14 protein-coding genes are annotated in these 20,126 nt (G+C 69.6%); 10 read left to right on the top strand and 4 right to left on the bottom strand.

Annotation, left to right across the window (positions count from 1 at the left end; genetic code table 11):
- Window positions 1-49 precede the first annotated feature (49 nt).
- The 3 genes from BpN12_RS03570 to BpN12_RS03560 form a co-directional block, all read right to left on the bottom strand.
- The gene (locus tag BpN12_RS03570; RefSeq protein ID WP_246794613.1) at window positions 50-1,561 is read right to left on the bottom strand and encodes a DHA2 family efflux MFS transporter permease subunit; all 1,512 of its coding nucleotides are present in this window, start codon (window positions 1,559-1,561) and stop codon (window positions 50-52) included.
- Between the two features lie 164 nt (window positions 1,562-1,725).
- Entirely contained in the window at window positions 1,726-3,123 is a 1,398-nt protein-coding gene (locus BpN12_RS03565) for a glycosyltransferase (RefSeq protein ID WP_246793940.1), read from the bottom strand.
- 187 nt (window positions 3,124-3,310) lie between these two features.
- Window positions 3,311-4,201 carry an alpha/beta fold hydrolase gene (locus BpN12_RS03560; RefSeq protein WP_246793939.1) on the bottom strand — a complete coding sequence of 297 codons (891 nt, stop codon included), beginning with the start codon at window positions 4,199-4,201 and terminating at the stop codon, window positions 3,311-3,313.
- A 951-nt stretch (window positions 4,202-5,152) separates the two neighbouring features.
- Here BpN12_RS03560 and betI point away from each other — a divergent pair.
- From betI to BpN12_RS03515, 9 genes are all read left to right on the top strand, one after another.
- The gene (gene betI, locus BpN12_RS03555) at window positions 5,153-5,758 is read left to right on the top strand and encodes a transcriptional regulator BetI (protein WP_246793938.1); all 606 of its coding nucleotides are present in this window, start codon (window positions 5,153-5,155) and stop codon (window positions 5,756-5,758) included.
- A gap of 17 nt (window positions 5,759-5,775) precedes the next feature.
- The gene (betB, locus tag BpN12_RS03550; RefSeq protein WP_246793937.1) at window positions 5,776-7,245 is read left to right on the top strand and encodes a betaine-aldehyde dehydrogenase; all 1,470 of its coding nucleotides are present in this window, start codon (window positions 5,776-5,778) and stop codon (window positions 7,243-7,245) included.
- Between the two features lie 25 nt (window positions 7,246-7,270).
- A complete protein-coding gene (betA, locus tag BpN12_RS03545; RefSeq protein WP_246793936.1) occupies window positions 7,271-8,971 on the top strand; it encodes a choline dehydrogenase in 1,701 nt (566 codons plus the stop codon).
- A gap of 564 nt (window positions 8,972-9,535) precedes the next feature.
- Window positions 9,536-9,973 (top strand): response regulator, encoded by a 438-nt coding sequence (locus BpN12_RS03540; RefSeq protein ID WP_246793935.1) that lies wholly within the window; start codon window positions 9,536-9,538, stop codon window positions 9,971-9,973.
- 290 nt (window positions 9,974-10,263) lie between these two features.
- Entirely contained in the window at window positions 10,264-11,220 is a 957-nt protein-coding gene (locus BpN12_RS03535; RefSeq protein ID WP_246793934.1) for an ABC transporter ATP-binding protein, read from the top strand.
- An 18-nt stretch (window positions 11,221-11,238) separates the two neighbouring features.
- Window positions 11,239-12,003: an ABC transporter permease gene (locus tag BpN12_RS03530; protein WP_055139989.1), complete on the top strand. Its 765-nt coding sequence runs from the start codon at window positions 11,239-11,241 to the stop codon at window positions 12,001-12,003.
- A gap of 160 nt (window positions 12,004-12,163) precedes the next feature.
- Window positions 12,164-13,606, top strand: a complete 1,443-nt coding sequence (locus BpN12_RS03525; RefSeq protein WP_425306300.1) for an MFS transporter — start codon at window positions 12,164-12,166, stop codon at window positions 13,604-13,606.
- Between the two features lie 443 nt (window positions 13,607-14,049).
- Window positions 14,050-15,120 carry a lactonase family protein gene (locus tag BpN12_RS03520; RefSeq protein ID WP_246793932.1) on the top strand — a complete coding sequence of 357 codons (1,071 nt, stop codon included), beginning with the start codon at window positions 14,050-14,052 and terminating at the stop codon, window positions 15,118-15,120.
- 478 nt (window positions 15,121-15,598) lie between these two features.
- A complete protein-coding gene (locus BpN12_RS03515; RefSeq protein ID WP_246793931.1) occupies window positions 15,599-17,509 on the top strand; it encodes an NHL repeat-containing protein in 1,911 nt (636 codons plus the stop codon).
- Between the two features lie 112 nt (window positions 17,510-17,621).
- Here the strand turns inward: BpN12_RS03515 and BpN12_RS03510 are convergent, their stop codons facing one another.
- Window positions 17,622-18,596 carry a threo-3-hydroxy-L-aspartate ammonia-lyase gene (locus BpN12_RS03510; RefSeq protein ID WP_246793930.1) on the bottom strand — a complete coding sequence of 325 codons (975 nt, stop codon included), beginning with the start codon at window positions 18,594-18,596 and terminating at the stop codon, window positions 17,622-17,624.
- A gap of 248 nt (window positions 18,597-18,844) precedes the next feature.
- On the opposite strand from BpN12_RS03510, the gene BpN12_RS03505 reads away from it, so the two are divergent.
- Window positions 18,845-19,975, top strand: coding sequence for a DSD1 family PLP-dependent enzyme (locus BpN12_RS03505; RefSeq protein WP_246793929.1), 1,131 nt, complete (start codon window positions 18,845-18,847; stop codon window positions 19,973-19,975).
- Window positions 19,976-20,126 lie beyond the last annotated feature (151 nt).

Raw genomic sequence — 20,126 nt, 5'->3', positions numbered from 1 at the left:
GGGCGTGCGTGTCGGGAAGATTCGGCGGATCACGTCGCGGCCTCCCGTCTCAATGTCCGATCGTCATGGCCGCGCCGCGCTTCGGCCGCGTCAGCCACATCAGGCAGGCCAGCGTCAGGCAGGTCATGCTGGCCATGAAATACATGTCGCCGGTGGCCATCATGTAGGCCTGCTTCTGCACCACGTTGCTGAGCGAGGCCAGCTCGCGCGTGCCGGTCATGCCCATCGCGTGCAGCGCGTCGACGTAGCGCTGCGTGTTGCCGTCCGACTTCGTCACCGCCTGCGAGACCACGTCGTAGTGATAGGTGGCGCGGTTCTGCCATAGCGTCACGCTCATCGCGGTGCCGAACGCGGCCGACAGCGTGCGCAGGAAGTTCGACAGGCTGGAGGCCGCGGCGAGCTTGTCGTCGGGAATCCGCGACAGCGTGGCCGCCGTGAGCGGGATGAAGAAGCACGGCAGCCCCATGCCCTGGATCAGCCCCGGCGTGATGATCTGCGTGAACGTCATGGTCAGCGTGAAGTGGGCGTTGTTCCATTGCACGCCGGCGAACACGAGGAAGCCGAAGGTGGCCAGCACGCGCGCGTCGAAGCGGCTCGAATAGAGCCCCACCAGGATCGAGAACACGAACGCGAGGATGCCGAGCGGCGCGGCGGCGAGCCCGGAATGGAACGCGTTGTAGCCCATCACGGTCTGCAGCCAGAGCGGGAACACCACGCCCACCACCGAGAACGCCATCATGCCGAGCGAGATGATCAGCACGCAGAACGAGAACGTGCGGTCGCGGAACAGGCTCAGGTCCACCACCGGATGCGCCTCGCCGCGCTCCCAGATCAGCAGCGAGACGATCGCGAGGCCGGCCGTGATCGCCAGCGTGCGGATCAGCGTGGAATCGAACCAGCCGCGGTCGTGGCCGAGGTCGAGCATGGCCTGCAGCGCGCCCACGCCGATCACCAGCAGCACGATCCCCACCACGTCGATCGGGCCGGCGTGGCCGCCCTCGCGCGACGGCTTCAGCAGCGTCACGCAGACCGTGAACGAGAACAGCCCGATCGGCAGGTTGACGAGGAAGATCCACGGCCACGAATAGTTGTCGACGATCCAGCCGCCCGCCACCGGCCCGAGGATCGGCGCGAGCAGCACCGTCATCGCCCACAGTGCCAGCGCGAGCGTGCGCCGCTCGGACGGGAACGCGCGCATCAGGATGGTCTGCGAGAGCGGCACCATCGGCCCCGAGAACAGGCCCTGCAGCGCGCGGCACGCCACCAGCACGCGCAGGTCGCCGGCCAGCCCGCACAGCAGCGAGGTCAGCGTGAACAGCACGATCGAGGTGACGAACAGGCGCCGCTCGCCGACGCGGCGCGCGAGCCAGCCGGTGAGCGGCACCGCGATCGCGGCCGCCACCGAGTACGAGCTGATCACCCAGGTGCCCTGGCTGTTCGACACGCCGAGGCTGCCCGAGATCGACGGCACCGCGACGTTGGTCACGGTCGAATCGAGCACCTCGATGAAGGTGGCGAGCGACAGCGCGAACGTCAGCAGCGCGAGCCGCGCGCCGCGCATCGGCGGTGAGGCGTCGGCGGGCGGCGCGGGTTCGCCCTTGCCCCCGCCCTCACGCGAGGCATCGGGCGGCGGCACGGCCGCGCTCACGCCGCCGATGGCGCCGGTGGCGCCGGTGGCATCAGGCAGCGCTTCGGGCAGCGTCGCGTCGGCCAGCTGGGAGGCACTCATGCGCCCGACGCCTCCGGTGCCGCGAGACCGGGGCCGTCGGCGGCGCGGCGGCCAAGCGGCCCCGGCTCGCCGTCGATGCCGCCCGGCGCGAGCCGTCCGGCCGGTGTGGCTGGCGTAGCCGATGCCGGGACGAAGCGCTCGATGAAGCGCGCGGCCTCCTCGCAGCCGTCGGGCGCGGCCGCCACGGCGGCGGCGATCTGCGCGCAGCGCACCGCGATGCCCTCGTCGCCGAGCACGTAGCCGAGCGCCGCGGCCAGCGCCGCGCTCTCCACCGGCGCATCCAGGCGCACGCCGCAGCCGCTGTCGGCCACGCGCTGCGCGTTGTCGAACTGGTCGTGCGCCGACGGCATCACCACCTGCGCGATGCCGGCCTCGTAGGCGAGCGAGGCCGTGCCGATGCCGCCGTGATGCACCAGCGCGCGGCAGCGCGGCAGCAGCCGGCGCAGCGGCAGGTAGCGGCGCGTCAGCAGGCGCGGCATCGCGTGGGCCTGGCGTGGCGCATGTGGCTCGCTCGCATCGAGCGGCGCGGCGTCGGGCGTGATCAGGATGCCGCGCGTGCCGGTCGCCTGCATCGCCTCGGCGGTCGCGCGCGCGAAGCCGGCGCCGTCCACGCGCGTCGAGCCGGCCGTGAACACCACCGGCGGCTCGCCCGCCGCGAGGAACGCCTCGAGCCCCGGGTCCGACACCGGCTCGTCGACGTCGTTGAACAGCGGGAAGCCGGTCTGCCGATGGTTGGCCGGCCAGTCGGGCTGCGGCGCCGCGAACCAGTCGGGGAACAGGCACAGCACGCCGTCGGTGGAATGCAGCCAGCGGCCGAGGATGCGCCGCGCCGGGGCAAGCCCCAGTTCCGCGCGCAGCGCGTTCAGCGCCGGCCCGCAGACCTTGTCGAGCACGCCGCGCTCGATCAGCGTGATGAGCCCCGCCTTCAGCGCGAGCGGCAGCCGGCGCGGCACGGTCAGGCGCTTGTGGGTGGGCGGCGCATGCGCCGAGAGCAGCGTGGAGGGCGACACCTGCACCGATACGTAGGGCGTGCCGTGGCGCTCCTGCAACAGTCGCGCGGAGAACGCCCAGAGCGTGCCGATCAGCACCGTGTCGCCATCCACCAGCGCCGAGAGCCGCTCGAAATGCGGGCGCAGCGATGGCGCGATCACGCTCCAGAGCGTGCGGAACGAGGTGCGCGGATGCCACAGCGCCGGGTTCGCCATCGCCTGCGCGTACTCGTGCGCCGTGCCGATCGGCACGAACGCGAAGCCGCAGCGCAGTGCGCTCGCCTCGAACTGCGGATGCGTGCAGAACACCACCTGGTGCCCGCGGGCCGCGAGCGCGCGGCCGACACCGAGCAGCGGGTACACGTCGCCCGCCGACCCGATCGCCGTGATGATCATCTTCGACATCGATACCGCCTCTGATGGGCTCGAAAGGAATGGGCGCCGCGCCCCGCGCATGCGATGCACGCGGCACGCGCGGCAGGCGCGACGCGCGCCCCGTCATTAAGAGTGGGCTGCCGGGGCCGCACCTCGTGCCCGCGGCCCGGCGCGCCGCCGCGCAAATGGCTACGACGGCGCGGCTACGACAACACGGCTAGGACAGCAGCGGCATCGGCGACAGCGAATCGAACGAGCCGTCCGACGAGGACGCGCTGCGCGCCTCGTCGCAGAAGTAGCCGAGGATCGCCGCGCGCACGTTCTCCTGCTGCTGGCGCCCTTCGAGGTCGAGGAAGTGGCCGGCCTTGCCGATCGTCTCGAACTCGGCGCGCCGCACGTAGCTGCCGAGCCGGCGCACGTCGGCCGGGGTGGTGTATTCGTCGAGTTCGCCGTTGATGAACTTCACGCCGCACTGGATCTGCGTGAACTGGTCGAGATAGGCCTCTGGCTTCATCTCGAGGATCTGGTTCACGTGGAAGGCCACCTGGTCCTGCTCGTCGCGCGGCAGCTTGGTCAGGTAGCGGTAGTTGTAGAGCTTCATGATGCGCGGCAGATAGCGGCCCACGGTGTCGTTGAGCAGCTGCGCGGCATGCAGGTTCTCGCCCGCCGCGATGTGGTCGCGGGCGCGCGTGACGTAGTCGACCATCGCGTCGTTGAGGAACGGCGAGAACGAGGCCACCACCGCGCGGCGGATGCTCGTGCAGCCGCGCGAGAGCGCGAACAGCGACGCCACCCCGCCCCACGACACCGACAGCAGGTAGCTGGGCCGGAAGTGCTCGGTCAGGTGCAGCAGGACGTCGACTTCGTCGTCCTTGGTCAGCACGAACTTGCCGGGATTGTGCTGGCGCGACTGGCCCGCGTAGGGCAGGTCGAAGCAGAGGGAATTGAGCCGCTCGCCGAGGTAGCGCACGGTCTGGCCGAACGAGGCGGTGGTCGCGAGCGCACCGTTGACCAGGATGACCGTCTCGAACGACGGATCGTAGACGTGATGCTCGACGTAGACCTGCAAGCCATTCGGCAGCGGGACGACCTGTTTTTCGATAGGCATGGCGTACTCCGGCAATAACCCGGCAATCAATGCGATACACGCTCGCTCGCGCGAAGCGCTCCCCATAGCCTGCCCACGAGCCGACGCCCCCGTGGCGGCTATTCCCTGTGCCGGAATCCGTGCCCGTCTGCCGACGGATGCGGCCGCCATGGGTACGAGACGCAACGCGCTCCGTACACCCACCTCATGGCCCCCGGCGCCTCGTAAAAATGACTTCCGACGCTTGTCGTTATTTCCGATTTCACGCTTGCACCCGCACTGCCTGACACATCACGGCGCGCTTGCGCATGGGTATGAATACTAATACGCGGTATCGCGGAAACTCAACCAATTCGATTTAATTTCAACAGCAAAAATTCAGCTTGCCTTTTCACGAATCTTTAAAAATTGTCCTGGAAATGCTTATTGAAAAGCCGGCTTCACACCGGCGCCATGCATTCTGTGCTATGCCGCGCCGGCCGCCCTGTCAGTTCTATCAGGCGCAGCATGGCTGCCCGGATTCATCAGCGAAATTCCTTTTCCATCAACGATCTCGGCACATGTTGCATGACGGCAGCGCAATGCCCCACGCTGGTGCCGCGGCGCGCGACGCCAGCGCGGCCGCGTTCCCGAGCGGGGCACCGCCGCACCAGCGCGTTGCGCTTCCTTCATTCATAGCGTATTCAAAACGGAAAAAATGTGGAGCTTTAAAGACCTTAAACATAATTCACTGTTTTACAAACTTCACCGATTTTGATTGATGGAGCAACCACGGGTAATGCCGACCGGATTTCTGGTCGATCGCCCGGTAAGAATTTCACCATCCGCGCCGCCCGATCGTCGGCGGTGGCGCGCGGCGGCCGGCGCCGTCCGGAGCCACCCCGCCGCCGGCCGTCGCGCGGTTTTTTATTGATTGAACGTTCAATAAAAAACCGCTAACCTGCCCGCTTTCCCGCCCCCCGCCCCGGTGCCATGCCCAAACTCGGAATGCGCGAAGTGCGTCGCGCGCAGCTGATCGACGCGACGCTGCGCGCCATCGACGAAACCGGCCTGCCCGGCACGACGCTCGCGTCGGTCGCGCAGCGCGCGAACATCTCGACCGGCATCGTGAGCCACTACTTCGGCGACAAGGACGGCCTGCTCGAAGCCACCATGCGCCACGTGCTGCGCGACCTGTGGGCGGCCACCACGCGCCGCCGCGCCGCCGCGCGCAACGAGCCGCGCGCCCGGCTGCGCGCGATCGTGGCCGCGAACTTCGACGACACGCAGGTCAGCACGCCCGTGATGAAGACCTGGCTCGCGTTCTGGTCGCAGAGCATGCATGCGCCGGCGCTCGGCCGGCTGCAGCGCGTGAACACGCGGCGGCTGCACTCGAACCTGTGCGCCGAGTTCGCGCGTGTGCTGCCGCGCGAGCGCGCCCGGCACGCGGCGCTCGGCCTCGCCGCGCTGATCGACGGGCTCTGGCTGCGCGGCGCGCTGGCCGGCGCGCCGATCGACACGCGCACCGCGCAGCAGCTCGCCAACGAATACATCGACCTGCAGCTCGCGCCCGGCGCGGCTGGCGGCGCCACCGATTGATTGATCAGGAGGACTTCATGACGGTTTACGGTCTGCAACGGCTTTACATCGGCGGCGGCTACGTCGACGCGACGAGCGGCGCCAGCTTCGACAGCCTCGACCCCGCCACCGGCGAGCCCCTCGCCGTGATCCAGCAGGCCGCCGCGGCCGACGTCGATCGCGCCGTCGCGTCGGCGCGCGAGGGCCAGCGCGAGTGGGCCGCGCTGACGGCGATGCAGCGCTCGCGCATCCTGCGCCGCGCCGTCGAACTGCTGCGCGAGCGCAACGACGAACTCGCCGCGCTCGAGACGCGCGACACCGGCAAGCCGATCGCCGAGACGCGTGCGGTGGACATCGTCACCGGCGCCGACGTGATCGAGTATTACGCGGGGCTCGCCACCGCGATCGAGGGGCTGCAGATCCCGTTGCGCGAGGACTCGTTCGTCTACACGCGGCGCGAGCCGCTTGGCGTGTGCGCCGGGATCGGCGCCTGGAACTATCCGATCCAGATCGCCTGCTGGAAGAGCGCGCCCGCGCTCGCGGCCGGCAACGCGATGATCTTCAAGCCGAGCGAGGTCACGCCGCTCACCGCGCTGAAGCTCGCCGAGATCTACACCGAGGCCGGCGTGCCGGCCGGCGTGTTCAACGTGGTGCAGGGCAACGGCGTGGTGGGCGCGCTGCTGGCCGGCCATCCCGGCATCGCCAAGGTGTCGTTCACGGGCGGCGTGGAGACCGGCAAGAAGGTGATGTCGCTGGCGGGCGCGTCGTCGCTGAAGGAAGTGACGATGGAGCTGGGCGGCAAGTCGCCGTTGATCGTGTTCGCCGACGCCGATCTCGACCGCGCCGCCGACATCGCCGTGACCGCCAACTTCTTCAGCTCGGGCCAGGTCTGCACCAACGGCACGCGCGTGTTCGTGGAGCGCGCAGTGAAGGACGCGTTCGTCGCGCGCGTGCTCGAACGCGTGGCGCGGATCCGCGTGGGCAGCCCGGCCGATCCGGCCACCAACTTCGGCCCGCTCGCCAGCGCCGCGCAGCTCGACAAGGTGCTCGGCTTCATCGAGAGCGGCAAGGCCGAGGGCGCGAAGCTGCTGGCGGGCGGCACGCGGCTTTTGGACGGCCATTTCGCGCAAGGCCAGTACGTGGCGCCGACCGTGTTCGCCGACTGCCGCGACGAGATGCGCATCGTGCGCGAGGAGATCTTCGGGCCGGTGATGAGCATCCTCGATTTCGCCGGCGAGGACGAAGTGATCGCGCGCGCCAACGACACCGCCTTCGGGCTCGCGGCCGGCGTGGTCACCGAGAACCTGTCGCGCGCGCACCGCGTGATCCACCGGCTCGAGGCCGGCATCTGCTGGATCAATACCTGGGGCGAATCGCCGGCCGAGATGCCGGTGGGCGGCTACAAGCAGTCGGGCGTCGGCCGCGAGAACGGCATCACCACGCTCGAGCACTACACGCGCATCAAGTCGGTGCAGGTCGAACTCGGCCGCTACCACCCGGTGTTCTGAAGTCACGACGACAGGAGGCAAGGCGATGACGACCACGCACGAATACGACTACATCATCTGCGGCGCCGGCTCGGCCGGCAACGTGCTCGCCGCGCGGCTGACCGAGGACGCCGACGTGACCGTGCTGCTGCTCGAGGCGGGCGGCCCCGACTACCGCTTCGACTTCCGCACCCAGATGCCGGCCGCGCTCGCCTACCCGCTGCAGGGGCGCCGCTACAACTGGGCCTACGAGACCGATCCCGAGCCGCACATGGACAACCGCCGCATGGAATGCGGGCGCGGCAAGGGGCTCGGCGGCTCGTCGCTGATCAACGGCATGTGCTACATCCGCGGCAACGCGCTCGACTACGACAACTGGGCGAGCCACGCGGGGCTCGAGGACTGGACCTATCTCGACTGCCTGCCCTACTTCCGCCGTGCCGAGACGCGCGACGCCGGCGCCAACGACTACCACGGCGGCGACGGACCGGTGTCGGTCACCACCAGCAAGCCCGGCGTGAACCCGCTGTTCGAGGCGATGGTGGAAGCCGGCGTGCAGGCCGGCTACCCGCGCACCGACGACCTGAACGGCTACCAGCAGGAAGGCTTCGGCCCGATGGACCGCACCGTCACGCCGCGCGGGCGGCGCGCCTCGACCGCGCGCGGCTACCTCGACCAGGCGCGCGAGCGGCCGAACCTCGAGATCGTCACGCACGCCGTGGCCGACCGCGTGCTGTTTTCGGGCAAGCGCGCCACCGGCGTGGCCTACCTGCGCCGCGGCCAGCCCGTGACGGCGCACGCGCGCCGCGAGGTGCTGGTGTGCAGCGGCGCGATCGCCTCGCCGCAGCTGCTGCAGCGCTCGGGCGTCGGGCCCGGCCAGTGGCTGCGCGAGCTCGACATCGCCGTCGTCCACGAGCTGCCCGGCGTGGGCCAGAACCTGCAGGACCATCTGGAGATGTATATCCAGTACGCCTGCAAGGAGCCCGTGTCGCTGTATCCGGCGCTGAAGTGGTGGAACCAGCCGAAGATCGGCCTCGAATGGATGCTGAACGGCACCGGGCTCGGCGCGAGCAACCATTTCGAGGCGGGCGGCTTCATCCGCACGCGCGACGAGGATCGCTGGCCGAACATCCAGTATCACTTCCTGCCGGTGGCGATCAACTACAACGGCTCGAACGCGATCGAGATGCACGGCTTCCAGGCCCACGTCGGCTCGATGCGCTCGCCGAGCCGCGGCCGCGTGAAGCTGACCTCGCGCGATCCGAACGCGCATCCGAGCATCCTGTTCAACTACATGGCCGAGCCGCTCGACTGGCGCGAGTTCCGCGACGCGATCCGCGCCACGCGCGAGATCATGCGCCAGCCCGCGCTCGACCGCTTCCGCGGCCAGGAGTTGAACCCCGGCGCCGAGCTGAAGTCGGACGCGCAGCTCGACGCGTTCGTGCGCCAGCGCGCCGAGACGGCGTTCCATCCGTCGTGCTCGAACAAGATGGGCTACGACGCGATGGCGGTGGTCGACAACGAGGGGCGCGTCCACGGCCTGGACGGCCTGCGCGTGGTGGACGCGTCGATCATGCCGATCATCACGACCGGCAACCTCAACGCGCCGACCATCATGATCGCCGAGAAGATCGCCGACCGGATTCGCGGGCGCCGGCCGCTCGCACGATCGATGGCGAAGTACTTCGTCGCGAACGGGGCGCCGGCGCGCGCGGGCAAGCCGGTGCGGGAGGCGCAGACCGCCTGATCGTCGCCGCGGTGCGGCCCGCCCGACGCCGCACCGTGTGCTGGAAGCCGTTGCGCTTCTTCATCGAGTTGTTCCCGGTCCGCGGGCACGGCGGCATTCATCGATGTCGTTTCGCGTCGCCGGCTCGCGGCAATACGCGGCTCCCTCGCCTTTGCCAGCCGGTTTTACAGGCCGGCACCGGCCGCCCTGAAAAATCTACAAAAATGGACGAGCCGGCCGGCCATGGCCGCCGCGCCGCGGGCGCCCGCGAGCCCCACCGCACGAACGCCGGCCGCCCACTCCCGGCATGCGGCCCCACATGGCACGAAGCCTGCTTATAACAGCGCCGCCGACGTCGTCGGTCCGGCGCGCGAGACGAACCTCGCCGCGCCCCGGACCGACCGCGTCGAACCCGGCCCGGCGCACCCGCCCGGCAGCCGGCCTCAACGATTTGGAGAAGCCAGCTTGGCAGGTCTCGCCCAACAGTCACGCCACGAGTCGAACCACCGGGGCGTCATCAAGCTTCACCGCGATCAATCGCCCTGGATCGGAATTGTCGAAATGAACAAAGCTGCTGGAAACATCTTGCTGGTCGAAGATTCACCGCTGGACGCCGAACTGACCGAGACGGCGCTGTGGTCGATCGGCATGCACAACCCGCTCGTCACGGTCGGCGACGGCGAGGCCGCGCTCGACTACCTGCTGCGCCGCGGCGCGTGGTCCGAACGCGCGCCGGGCAACCCCGACTTCGTGCTGCTCGACCAGGGCCTGCCGAAGCTGGACGGCTTCGCGGTGCTCGCGGCGATCCGCGCCGAGCCTGCGCTCGACAGCCTGCCCGTGATCATGCTGACGGGCTCGACGAGCGAGCACGACCTGAACCGCTGCTTCGAACTGGGCGCCGACGCGCACATCGTCAAGCCGCTGAAGCTGTCGAACTTCCTGGCCGCGGTGGAATGCGTGAACGGCAAGCTGCAGCTGCCGAGCCAGCTGTTCCCGGCGTTTTTCGGCGGCAGCGCGGCCTGAGGCGCGCGCGAGCCACGCACAGCCGGGGCCGGCGGCGGCGATTCGCGCCATTTCACGAACAAATCATACGAATTCGCCAGAATTGTTCGCCGGCAGCCCATCCTGCCGCGCCCGGATCGCCCCGCGTCCCGCGCGCCTGACGGCCGCTGGCCGCATCGCTATCCTGTTTCACGCATATCGATAGCGCGATTGCTACCATAGCGTTCCCGAAACCGGCCGGCATCGGGGTGCCTCGCGGGCCGTCCCGCCGTGTTCCCGCCACCGCGCCGCCGCCACCGACCTCCCGACCCGTGACCCCAGAACCGATACTCACCGTTTCCCATCTGTCGAAAACCTACGCGTCGGGCTTCAAGTCGCTCGACGACGTGAACCTGTCGATCCGCCCCGGCGAGATCTTCGCGCTGCTCGGCCCGAACGGCGCCGGCAAGACCACGCTGATCAGCACCATCTGCGGCATCGTCACGCCCACCGAGGGCACCGTGACGGTGGGCGGCCACGACATCCACGGCGGCTTTCGCGCCGCGCGCGGGATGATCGGCCTGGTCCCGCAGGAGCTGACCACCGATTCGTTCGAATCGGTCTGGGCCACCGTCTCGTTCACCCGCGGCCTGTTCGGCAAGGCGCCGGATCCCGCCCACATCGAGAAGGTGCTGAAGGACCTCTCGCTCTGGGACAAGCGCGACAACAAGCTGATGACGCTGTCGGGCGGCATGAAGCGCCGCGTGCTGATCGCCAAGGCGCTCTCGCACGAGCCGCGCATCCTGTTCCTCGACGAGCCGACCGCCGGCGTGGACGTGGAACTGCGCCGCGACATGTGGAAGCTCGTCGACCAGCTGCGCACGAGCGGCGTGACGATCGTGCTGACCACGCACTACATCGAGGAGGCCGAGGAGATGGCCGACCGGATCGGCATCATCAACGGCGGCCGGATCGTGCTGGTGGAAGAGAAGACCGAGCTGATGCGCAAGCTCGGCCGCAAGCAGCTCACGCTGCAGCTCGACATGCCGCTCGCGGCGATCCCCGACGCGCTGGCCGGGTTCCGGCTCGAACTGGCCAAGGACGGCGCCGAACTCGTCTACACCTACGATGCCGAGCGCGAGCAGGCGATCGCCGCGCTGCTCGGCGCGCTGGCCGAGAACGGCATCCGCTTCCGCGACCTGCAGACCTCGCAGAGTTCGCTCGAGGAAATCTTCGTGAGCCTCATCGACGGCGGCCGCCCCGCCCCGACGAGCGCCGCTTCCGCCTGACCCGAGACAGGACACCGCATGTTCAACCTGCACGCAGTTCGCGCGATCTACCGCGCGGAAATGGCCCGCACCTGGCGCACCCTGACCCAGAGCATCATCGCGCCGGTGATCTCCACCTCGCTCTACTTCGTCGTGTTCGGCTCGGCGATCGGCTCGCGCATCAGCGCCGTGAACGGCATCAGCTACGGCTCGTTCATCGTGCCGGGCCTCGTGATGCTGTCGCTGCTGTCGCAAAGCATCTCGAACGCCTCGTTCGGCATCTACTTCCCGCGCTTCACCGGCACCATCTACGAGATCCTCGCGGCGCCGGTGTCGTACTGGGAGATCGTGCTCGCCTACGTGGGCGCGGCGGCCACCAAGTCGGTGCTGCTCGGCTTCATCATCCTCATCACGGCCAGCCTGTTCGTGCCGATGCATATCCTGCATCCGGTCTGGATGGTGCTGTTCCTGCTGCTCACCGCGATCACCTTCAGCCTGTTCGGCTTCGTGATCGGCATCTGGGCCGACAGCTTCGAGAAGCTCTCGCTGGTGCCGCTGCTGATCGTCACGCCGCTCACGTTCCTCGGCGGCAGCTTCTATTCGGTCGACATGCTGCCGCCGTTCTGGCGCGTGGTCACGCTGTTCAATCCGATCGTCTATCTCGTCAGCGGCTTCCGCTGGGCGTTCTTCGGGCTCGCCGACGTGCATATCGGCATCAGCCTCGCGATGACGGCGCTGTTCCTGATCGCGCTGCTGTTCGTGGTGGCGTGGATCTTCCGCACCGGCTACCGGCTCAAGAAGTGAAGACCTGAAGGAATCACCGGGGGCCAGCGCGGCGCCGGTCCCCATCCGCGCCCCGGCCCGCCGATGACGCGACTGTTCCAGCCTGATGCCGAATTCGTTCTATTGTGTCGATTAATGGTCACATCTACTGACCGGATACCGCCTCACCCCGAGGCCGGCCCTGCCAGAGAACGCCGTGTCCGCCGCCCCTTCCGCCTCCGCCGCACCCGCGAGCGCCGCCGCGCGCCTCGAACGCCTGCCGTTTTCCCGCTACCACGCGCTGATCTGCGCGGTCATCGCGATCGCGTTCTTTTTCGATTCGGTCGATCTCGGCACGATGACCTTCGTGCTCGGCTCGATCCGTAAGGAGTTCGGACTATCGACGGCGATGGCCGGCCTCGTGGCCAGCGCGAGCTTCTTCGGCATGGTGGCGGGCGCGGCGCTGGCGGGGCTGCTGGCCGACCGCTTCGGCCGCCGGCCGGTGTTCCAGTGGAGCATGGTGCTGTGGGGCGCCGCGTCCTATCTGTGCTCGACCGCGCAGAGCGTCGAGGCGCTGATCTTCTGGCGCGTGCTGCTCGGCCTCGGCATGGGCATGGAATTCCCGATCGCGCAGACGCTGCTGTCCGAGTTCGTGCCCGCCGCCAATCGCGGCCGGCTGATCGCGCTGATCGACGGCTTCTGGCCGCTCGGCTTCATCTGCGCCGGCGTGGTGTCGTACTTCGTGCTGCCGCCGCTCGGCTGGCGCGCCGTGTTCGCGCTGCTGGCGATCCCCGCCGTGTTCGTGCTGGTGGTGCGCCGCGTCGTGCCCGAATCGCCGCGCTGGCTCGAACACCACGGCCGTCGCGACGAGGCCGCGCGCGTGCTCGACCGGATCGAGGCGAAGGTGATGCGCTCGGCCGGCCTCGCCTCGCTGCCGGCGCCGTCGCGGCTCGCCGAGCCGGCCGTCACGCGCGGCCGCGGCGCGCTGCGCGAGATCTGGAGCGGCCCGTACCGGCGCCGCACGACGATGGTCTGGCTGCTCTGGTTCTTCGCGCTGCTCGGCTTCTACGGCCTCACCTCGTGGCTCGGCGCGCTGCTGCAGCAGGCCGGCTTCGCGGTCACGCAGTCGGTGCTCTACACCGTGCTGATCTCGCTGGGCGGCGTGCCGGGCTTCCTCTGCGCGGCCTGGCTGATCGAGCGCTGGGGCCGCAAGCCCACCACCATCGCCTCGCTGGTCGGCGGCGGCGCGATGGCCTACGTCTACGGGCAGACCGCGCTGCACGGCCAGAGCGTGGCGCTCCTGATCGGCACCGGGCTCGCGATGCAGTTCTTCCTGTTCGGCATGTGGGCCGCGCTCTATACCTACACGCCCGAGCTGTACGGCACCGGCGCGCGCGCGACCGGCTCCGGGTTCGCCTCGGCGATCGGCCGGGTCGGCTCGCTGATCGGCCCCTACGCGGTGGGCCTCGTGCTGCCGCGGTTCGGGCAGGGCGGCGTGTTCACGCTCGGCGCGCTGTCGTTCGTGGTCGCGGCGCTGGCGGTGGCGTGGCTCGGGATCGAGACGAAGGGGCGCGCGCTGGAGGAACTGACGGGCGACGAGGGCGAGGCCACCGGGCGACGCTTGGCGACGGGGGCGGCCGACTGAGTGCCGCGGGGATCGCGCTTGCCGGCGGCGCGGTTCCGGGTGTGATGTGAAGCGATCGGATGCGGCGGCCCGGCGGTCGATCTGAAACTTTCCGGCTCGCAGCGGCATGCGGGTGCGGCTGCCGCGAGCGTCCTTGCGCTGCTGCCGCTCGCCGCCCACCGGATTCCGCCGCTCGAAGCCGCCCCGGCAGGCTTTCGTCCTCGAAGTTGTCGTCCCTCCCTGCTGCCCGCCTTTCCACTCCGGCCTAAATCGCACGCCAACGCTCCGCGTTTACACCGACTTCCGTCCCTTTGCGATTGCGCCCGGCTTTCTCGAAGTTATATGATGACGTAACACTTATCCGGCCCGCGCCGCCATCCGCCGCGCCCGATGCCCGTTCCGGCGACGCCGCGGCACTCCGGCCGATGGCACGCCCCCGCCTCACGAACCGATCCGCGATCCCGATGACCACTCCGCTGTCTGCCTCCCACGTCGTCTACGTCTCGAACTCCGAGGACGGCGACCTTTCCGTCTACCATCTCGACGCCGCGCAAGGCCGGCTCGAGCCGTTCGCCCGCACGCCGGCCGGCAGCGTGGTGATGCCGCAGGCGCCCACTTATGACGGCAAGCGCCTCTACGTGGCCACGCGCGGCACGCAGCCGACCATCGTCGGCTACGACATCGGCGAACAAGGCGCGCTGACGCAGCGCTTCTCGACGCCGATCGACGCGAGCCTCGCCTATCTGTCGGTCGATCACGCCGCGCGCCTGCTGTTCGGCGCGTCCTACGGCGGCAACCGCCTGTTCGTGTTCGACGCGAAGCGGCTCGAGAACGGCGACGGCACGCCGCTGCAGTTCATCGACCGGATCCAGAACGCGCACTCGATCATCGTCTCCGACGACGACCGCTACGCCTACGCGGCCTCGCTCGGCCTCGACCGGATCTTCTTCTACGGCATCGCGCGCGCCGGCGACGAGGCGGCGCTGATCGCGCGCGGCGAAGTCGCGACGCCGGCCGGCTTCGGCCCGCGCCACCTGCGCCTCGCGCCGGACGGCGCGACGCTCTACGCGATCGGCGAATTCCACGGCACGGTGCTGGCGATCGCGCGCGATCCGGTGACGGGCGAACTCGGCGAGGCGACCGTGTCCGACCTCGCGCCGAGCATCGCGCACCTGCCGCACGGCGCGCCGCGTCCGCCCGCGCCGACGGCGCCCTGCGTCTGGGCCGCCGACCTGCAGGTGTCGCCGGACGGCCGCTTCGTCCACGCGACCGAGCGCACCGCGAGCCGCATCATCACGTTCCGCGTCGGCGAGAACCGCGCGCTGCACTACGCGAGCTGCATCGAAACCGAAAAGCAGCCGCGCGGCATCCGCCTTTCGCCCGACGGCACGCTGCTGGCCGCGAGCGGCGAGCTTTCGCCGTTCATCTCGCTGTACCGCGTCGATGCGGGCACCGGCGCGCTGACACGGGTGGCGCGCGTGGCGGGCGGCAACGGCTCGAACTGGATCGAGATCCTGCCGCTCGGCGACGCCTGACATAGCGAGGTCGGTGCCGGTGGCGCGCGCCGCCGGCCCGGGTCGCGCGTCGCAAGCGCCGCCAACATGGCGACACCCGACCGCCTCCGGCCACACACATCACACGCACCGGCACTGAAACCGCCCCCTGCATCGCAACGCACGACTCGCGCACCACCCTGGCGCGCCACGTCCGGCTCTTTTCCCGCCCCAACCCCACCCCGTCCCGCCCGCCGTTTGCGACAGCGCGGTGACAAATCCGTCACGCCCGCATGACATTCGCGGGCCGATCCGACGCCGCCACCCACGCCCCGACGCCAATCCCGCGCCCGGCGTCGCAAAGCAGGCGTCGCGGAATTTTTTTCCGATTTCTCTGTGATATCTGTCTGACGTAACGCGGCGCATCTGGCCCCGGCCCGGGCCTCCGATGCCGCGCACGACGTTCGTCGCGCGCGGCACGCGCCGCGTTTTCCCGTCCTCTCGTCCGGAGATCATCGCCATGTTCCAGCAACGCCTGCGCGCCGCCCTCGCCGCCGCGTGCCTCGCCGCCTTCGCGCCGGCCGGCCACGCGCAATACACGACCGACTGGATCGCGAACACCTACGGCACGATCGCCTCGCACGTCGGCAACGACGCGCGCTCGATGTGGGTGGCGCCGGAGGGCGTGATCTACACGGCGTCGTTCTGGGACGAGAACGCCGGCGCCGTGGGCGTCTACCAGAACGGCCGGACGCTCGGCTCGATCGGCACGCACGCGGAATTCCAGGGCGGCGCGATCACCGGCAACGCCACCTCGATCTTCACGCCGCTGCAGGGCAAGAACCTGAGCGGCACGGTGGGCCGCTACAACCGCGCGACCGGGCTGCGCGACCTGTCGATCAACGTCAGCGTCTGGAACGATATCAGCAAGGCCGACGTGATCACCGGCCTCGCCACGGCCGGCACGCTGCTCTACGCGAGCGACTTCTTCAGCAACCGCGTGCGCGTGTTCACCACCGACGGCGTCTGGCAGCGCGACATCACGGTGGCCGGCCCCGGCGCGCTCGCGCTCGACGCGTCCGGCAACCTGTGGGTCGCGCAGCAGGCCGCCGGCACGATCCTCGAATACAGCGCGGCCGGCGCGCTGCTGAACACGATCCGGATGGCCAGCGGCGCGCATCCGTCGGCGCTCTACTTCGACGCGCCGACCGGCCAGCTGCTGGTGGGCGACGAAGGCCCGGACATGAACATCAAGCGCTATTCGCTGAACGGCACGCCGACGCTCGCCGGCACCTTCGGCGTGCAGGGCGGCTACCTCGACACCACCACCGGCACCAAGGGGCAGGTGGGCGACAAGCGCTTCACGCGCGTGGTCGGCATCGGCCGCGACACGGCGGGCCTGCTCTACGTGCTGAACAATCCGTGGGGCGGCGGCTGGGATCTCGGCCGCAACGGCGCGACCGACCTGCAGGCCTACGACGGCAACGGCAACCTGGTCTGGAAGCTGCAGGCGCTGAACTTCGAGGCGGTGGCCGCGCCCGACCCGGTCACCGACGCCGCGCTCTACTACAGCGGCATGAACCTCTACTCGGGCAGCGCGGGCGGCACCTTCGTGGCCAACACTGTCGATCCGTTCACCTATCCGAACGACCCGCGCCTGTCGATGACCGACTACCAGCGCGGCCAGCACTTCGGCCAGCTGACCAGCGTGGGCGGCAACCGGATCCTGGTGGCCACCGGCCAGAACCCCGACATCTACAACTTCTATCACTTCAACCCGGCCGCGAGCGGCTACATCGCGATCCCCGACGGCTCGCTGCCGGGCAAGCTGTTCGGCACCTCGGCGATCGTCACGGGCGGCTTCTGCATCGACGAGAACGGCGATGTATGGGCCGGGCTCGACGGCTCCAGCCAGGTCACGCACTGGCCGTTCGCGGGCTTCGACGCGACCGGCACGCCGTCGTGGGGCAGCGGCACGGCGATGCCGGTGCCGGCCTCGGTGCAGCCGCGCGCGCGCGTGGTGTACCAGGCCTCGACCGACACCATGGTGCTGGCGCAGGGCATCGCCGGCTACTGGGACTGGACGGCGATGAACGGCCACATCGAGATCTATCACGGCTGGAAGGCCGGCAATCGCACGCCGGGCCCGGTCATCGACCTGCCGAGCCCGAACCCGAAATCGATCGCGGTGGCGGGCCGCTATCTGTTCGTCGGCTACGTCCACACGGTGCCGAACATCGACGTCTACGACCTCTCCACCGGCGGCCTCGTGACGACGCTGATCAACAGCAACCCGGGCACCGTGGACGTGGGCAACGACGTCGATTCGATGTTCGGCCTGCGCGCGTACCTGCGCTCGGACGGCGAGTACGTGGTGACCAAGGACAACTACAACGGCTCGAGCATCGTCGTCTATCACTGGACGCCGTGAGATGCATCGCGCTGTCTTTCATTCCGGTGATCGATGCGCGCGCAACCATGAAAAAACGCGCGCCGCATGACGCGGCGCGCGTTTTTCAATCCGTGACCGTCGCGCCGATCGCTCAGCCGGCGGCCGACACCAGCTCGCAGAACTTCTCGAGATCGATGTTGCCGCCGCTCACCAGCACGCCCACACGGCGCCCCTTCAGCTGCGCCTTCATCTGGCGCGCCGCCGCGAAGCCGAGGCAGCCGGTGGGCTCGACCAGCATCTTCATGCGCGAGGCGAAGAAGCGCATGCAGTCGACCAGTTCGGCGTCGCTCGCGGTCAGGATCGCGTTGACGTCGCGGCGGATGATCGGGAACGTCAGCTGGCCCAGATGCTGCGTCTGCGCGCCGTCGGCGATCGTCTTCGGCGTGTCGATGTGGACGATCGAACCCGACGCGAACGACTGCTGGCCGTCGTTGCCGGCCTCGGGCTCGACGCCGTAGAGTTCGGCGGACGGCGACAGCGCGCGCGTGGCGAGCGCGGTGCCCGACAGCAGCCCGCCGCCGCCGAGCGGCGCGAACATCACGTCGAGCGGGCCGACCTCGTTGAACAGTTCGGCCGCCGCGGTGCCCTGCCCCGCGATCACGTGCGGATGGTCATATGGCGGGATCAGCGTGAGGCCCTGCTGTTCGGCCAGCTCGCGGCCGATCTGCTCGCGGTCCTCGGTGTAGCGGTCGTAGATCACCACCTGGCCGCCATAGCCGCGCGTGGCCGCGACCTTCGCGGCCGGCGCGTCGTGCGGCATCACGATCGTGGCCGGCATGCCGAGCAGCTTCGCCGACAGCGCAATCGCCTGCGCGTGGTTGCCCGACGAGAACGCCACCACGCCGGCCTTGCGCTGCGCCGCGCTGAACTGCGAGAGCGCGTTGAACGCGCCGCGGAACTTGAACGCGCCCATGCGCTGGAAGTTCTCGCACTTGAAGAACACCTGCGCGCCCAGCGCCTCGTCGACCGTGCGCGATGTCAGCACGGGCGTGCGGTGGGCGTGGCCGGCGAGGCGCTCGGCGGCGGCGGCGACGTCGTCGTAGGTCGGAGGATTCGGCTGGCTCATCGTGGGCTCACTGGGACGGATCGGTTGGACGGGGCGGCGCGGCGCGCGAGAACCAGGAAACGCAGGGGCTTGGCGGCTCGGACCGGGATTGAGACATTGTGTCCAGAGCGATACAATTTGTCAAACCGGCCGGACGGCGCACTCGGGGGACAAGCCCGAGGTGCCGGACGCGCGATGTTCGCGGCCGGCGCTTCGCCGCTTCCGGTCCCCGCCCGGCGCCGCTCATTTTCCCGAAGGACACCGCCACGATGCCGCTCGACACCCTGCCCACCCCGTCGGCCCTGATCGACGTTCCGCGCATGATGCGCAACATCGAGCGCATGCAGCGGCGGCTCGATGCGCTCGGCGTGGCATTCCGCCCGCACGTGAAGACCACCAAATGCGAACCCGTGGTGCGCGCGCAGCTCGCGGCCGGCGCGCGCGGCATCACCGTCTCGACGCTGAAGGAGGCCGAGCAGTTCTTCGCGCGCGGCATCGACGACATCGTCTACGCGGTCGGCATGGTGGCCGGCAAGCTGCCGCAGGCGCTCGCGCTGCGGCAGCGCGGCTGCAACCTGAAGCTCACGGCCGACAGCCTCGCCGCGGCCGAGGCGATCGCGGCGTTCGGCCGTGAGCACGGCATGAACTTCGAGGTGTGGATCGAGATCGACGTCGACGGCCACCGCTCGGGCGTCGCGCCCGAGGACGCGCGGCTCGTCACGATCGGCCGCGCGCTGGCCGAGGGCGGCATGACGCTCGGCGGCGTGCTCGCGCACGCGGGATCGAGCTACGACTATCACCGCCACGACGAGCTGGTGCGGATCGCCGAGCAGGAGCGCGCGGGCGCCGTGCGGGCGGCCGAACGGCTGCGCGCGGCGGGGCTGCCGTGTCCGGTGGTCAGCATCGGCTCGACGCCGACCGCGCTTGCCGCCGAACGGCTCGACGGCGTGACCGAGGTGCGCGCCGGCGTGTACGTGCTGTTCGATCTGGTGATGCACAACGTCGGCGTCTGCACGACCGACGAGATCGCGCTCAGCGTGCTGACCACCGTGATCGGCCATCAGGAGGAAAAGGGCTGGGCGATCGTGGACGCCGGCTGGATGGCGATGAGCCGCGACCGCGGCACGCAGCGGCAGCCGCACGACTTCGGCTACGGGCTCGTGTGCGCCGAGGACGGCACGGTACTCGGCGACTATCTGCTCGGCGGCGCGAACCAGGAACACGGCATCCTGCAGCGCCGCGGCGAACCCGATCACGCGATCGCGACGCGCTTCCCGATCGGCACGCGGCTGCGGATCCTGCCGAACCATGCCTGCGCGACGGGCGCGCAGCATCCCGAGTATCAGGCCGTCGCGGCGGATGGCGAGGTCGAGACCTGGCCGCGGTTCTACGGTTGGTGAGCGCGCCTCGCGGTCGTTGAGGCGCAGGCCACCGGCTGGTCCGGCTTTGCCTGAGTCCGCCGGCGCGGCTATCGCGACTGCCGCTGCCCGATCGCGGCGGCATCGCGACGTGACGCGCTACGTAGATCGCATTGCCGTAGCGGATCTGCCG

Source organism: Burkholderia perseverans (genome assembly GCF_022870505.1).
In the GTDB taxonomy this organism is placed as follows: Bacteria; Pseudomonadota; Gammaproteobacteria; order Burkholderiales; family Burkholderiaceae; genus Burkholderia; species Burkholderia plantarii.
Note: the sequence above shows the minus strand (reverse complement) of the source record. Positions and strands in the feature narration are given on the sequence as shown.

What these genes read in the sequence shown, in the direction of transcription:
- BpN12_RS03570 (WP_246794613.1), bottom strand. Translation starts at nt 1,561, where the DNA reads ATGCGCGGCGCGCGGCTCGCGCTGCTGACGTTCGCGCTGTCGCTCGCC.
- BpN12_RS03565 (WP_246793940.1), bottom strand. Translation starts at nt 3,123, where the DNA reads ATGTCGAAGATGATCATCACGGCGATCGGGTCGGCGGGCGACGTGTAC.
- BpN12_RS03560 (WP_246793939.1), bottom strand. Translation starts at nt 4,201, where the DNA reads ATGCCTATCGAAAAACAGGTCGTCCCGCTGCCGAATGGCTTGCAGGTC.
- betI (WP_246793938.1), top strand. Translation starts at nt 5,153, where the DNA reads ATGCCCAAACTCGGAATGCGCGAAGTGCGTCGCGCGCAGCTGATCGAC.
- betB (WP_246793937.1), top strand. Translation starts at nt 5,776, where the DNA reads ATGACGGTTTACGGTCTGCAACGGCTTTACATCGGCGGCGGCTACGTC.
- betA (WP_246793936.1), top strand. Translation starts at nt 7,271, where the DNA reads ATGACGACCACGCACGAATACGACTACATCATCTGCGGCGCCGGCTCG.
- BpN12_RS03530 (WP_055139989.1), top strand. Translation starts at nt 11,239, where the DNA reads ATGTTCAACCTGCACGCAGTTCGCGCGATCTACCGCGCGGAAATGGCC.
- BpN12_RS03520 (WP_246793932.1), top strand. Translation starts at nt 14,050, where the DNA reads ATGACCACTCCGCTGTCTGCCTCCCACGTCGTCTACGTCTCGAACTCC.
- BpN12_RS03515 (WP_246793931.1), top strand. Translation starts at nt 15,599, where the DNA reads ATGTTCCAGCAACGCCTGCGCGCCGCCCTCGCCGCCGCGTGCCTCGCC.
- BpN12_RS03510 (WP_246793930.1), bottom strand. Translation starts at nt 18,596, where the DNA reads ATGAGCCAGCCGAATCCTCCGACCTACGACGACGTCGCCGCCGCCGCC.
- BpN12_RS03505 (WP_246793929.1), top strand. Translation starts at nt 18,845, where the DNA reads ATGCCGCTCGACACCCTGCCCACCCCGTCGGCCCTGATCGACGTTCCG.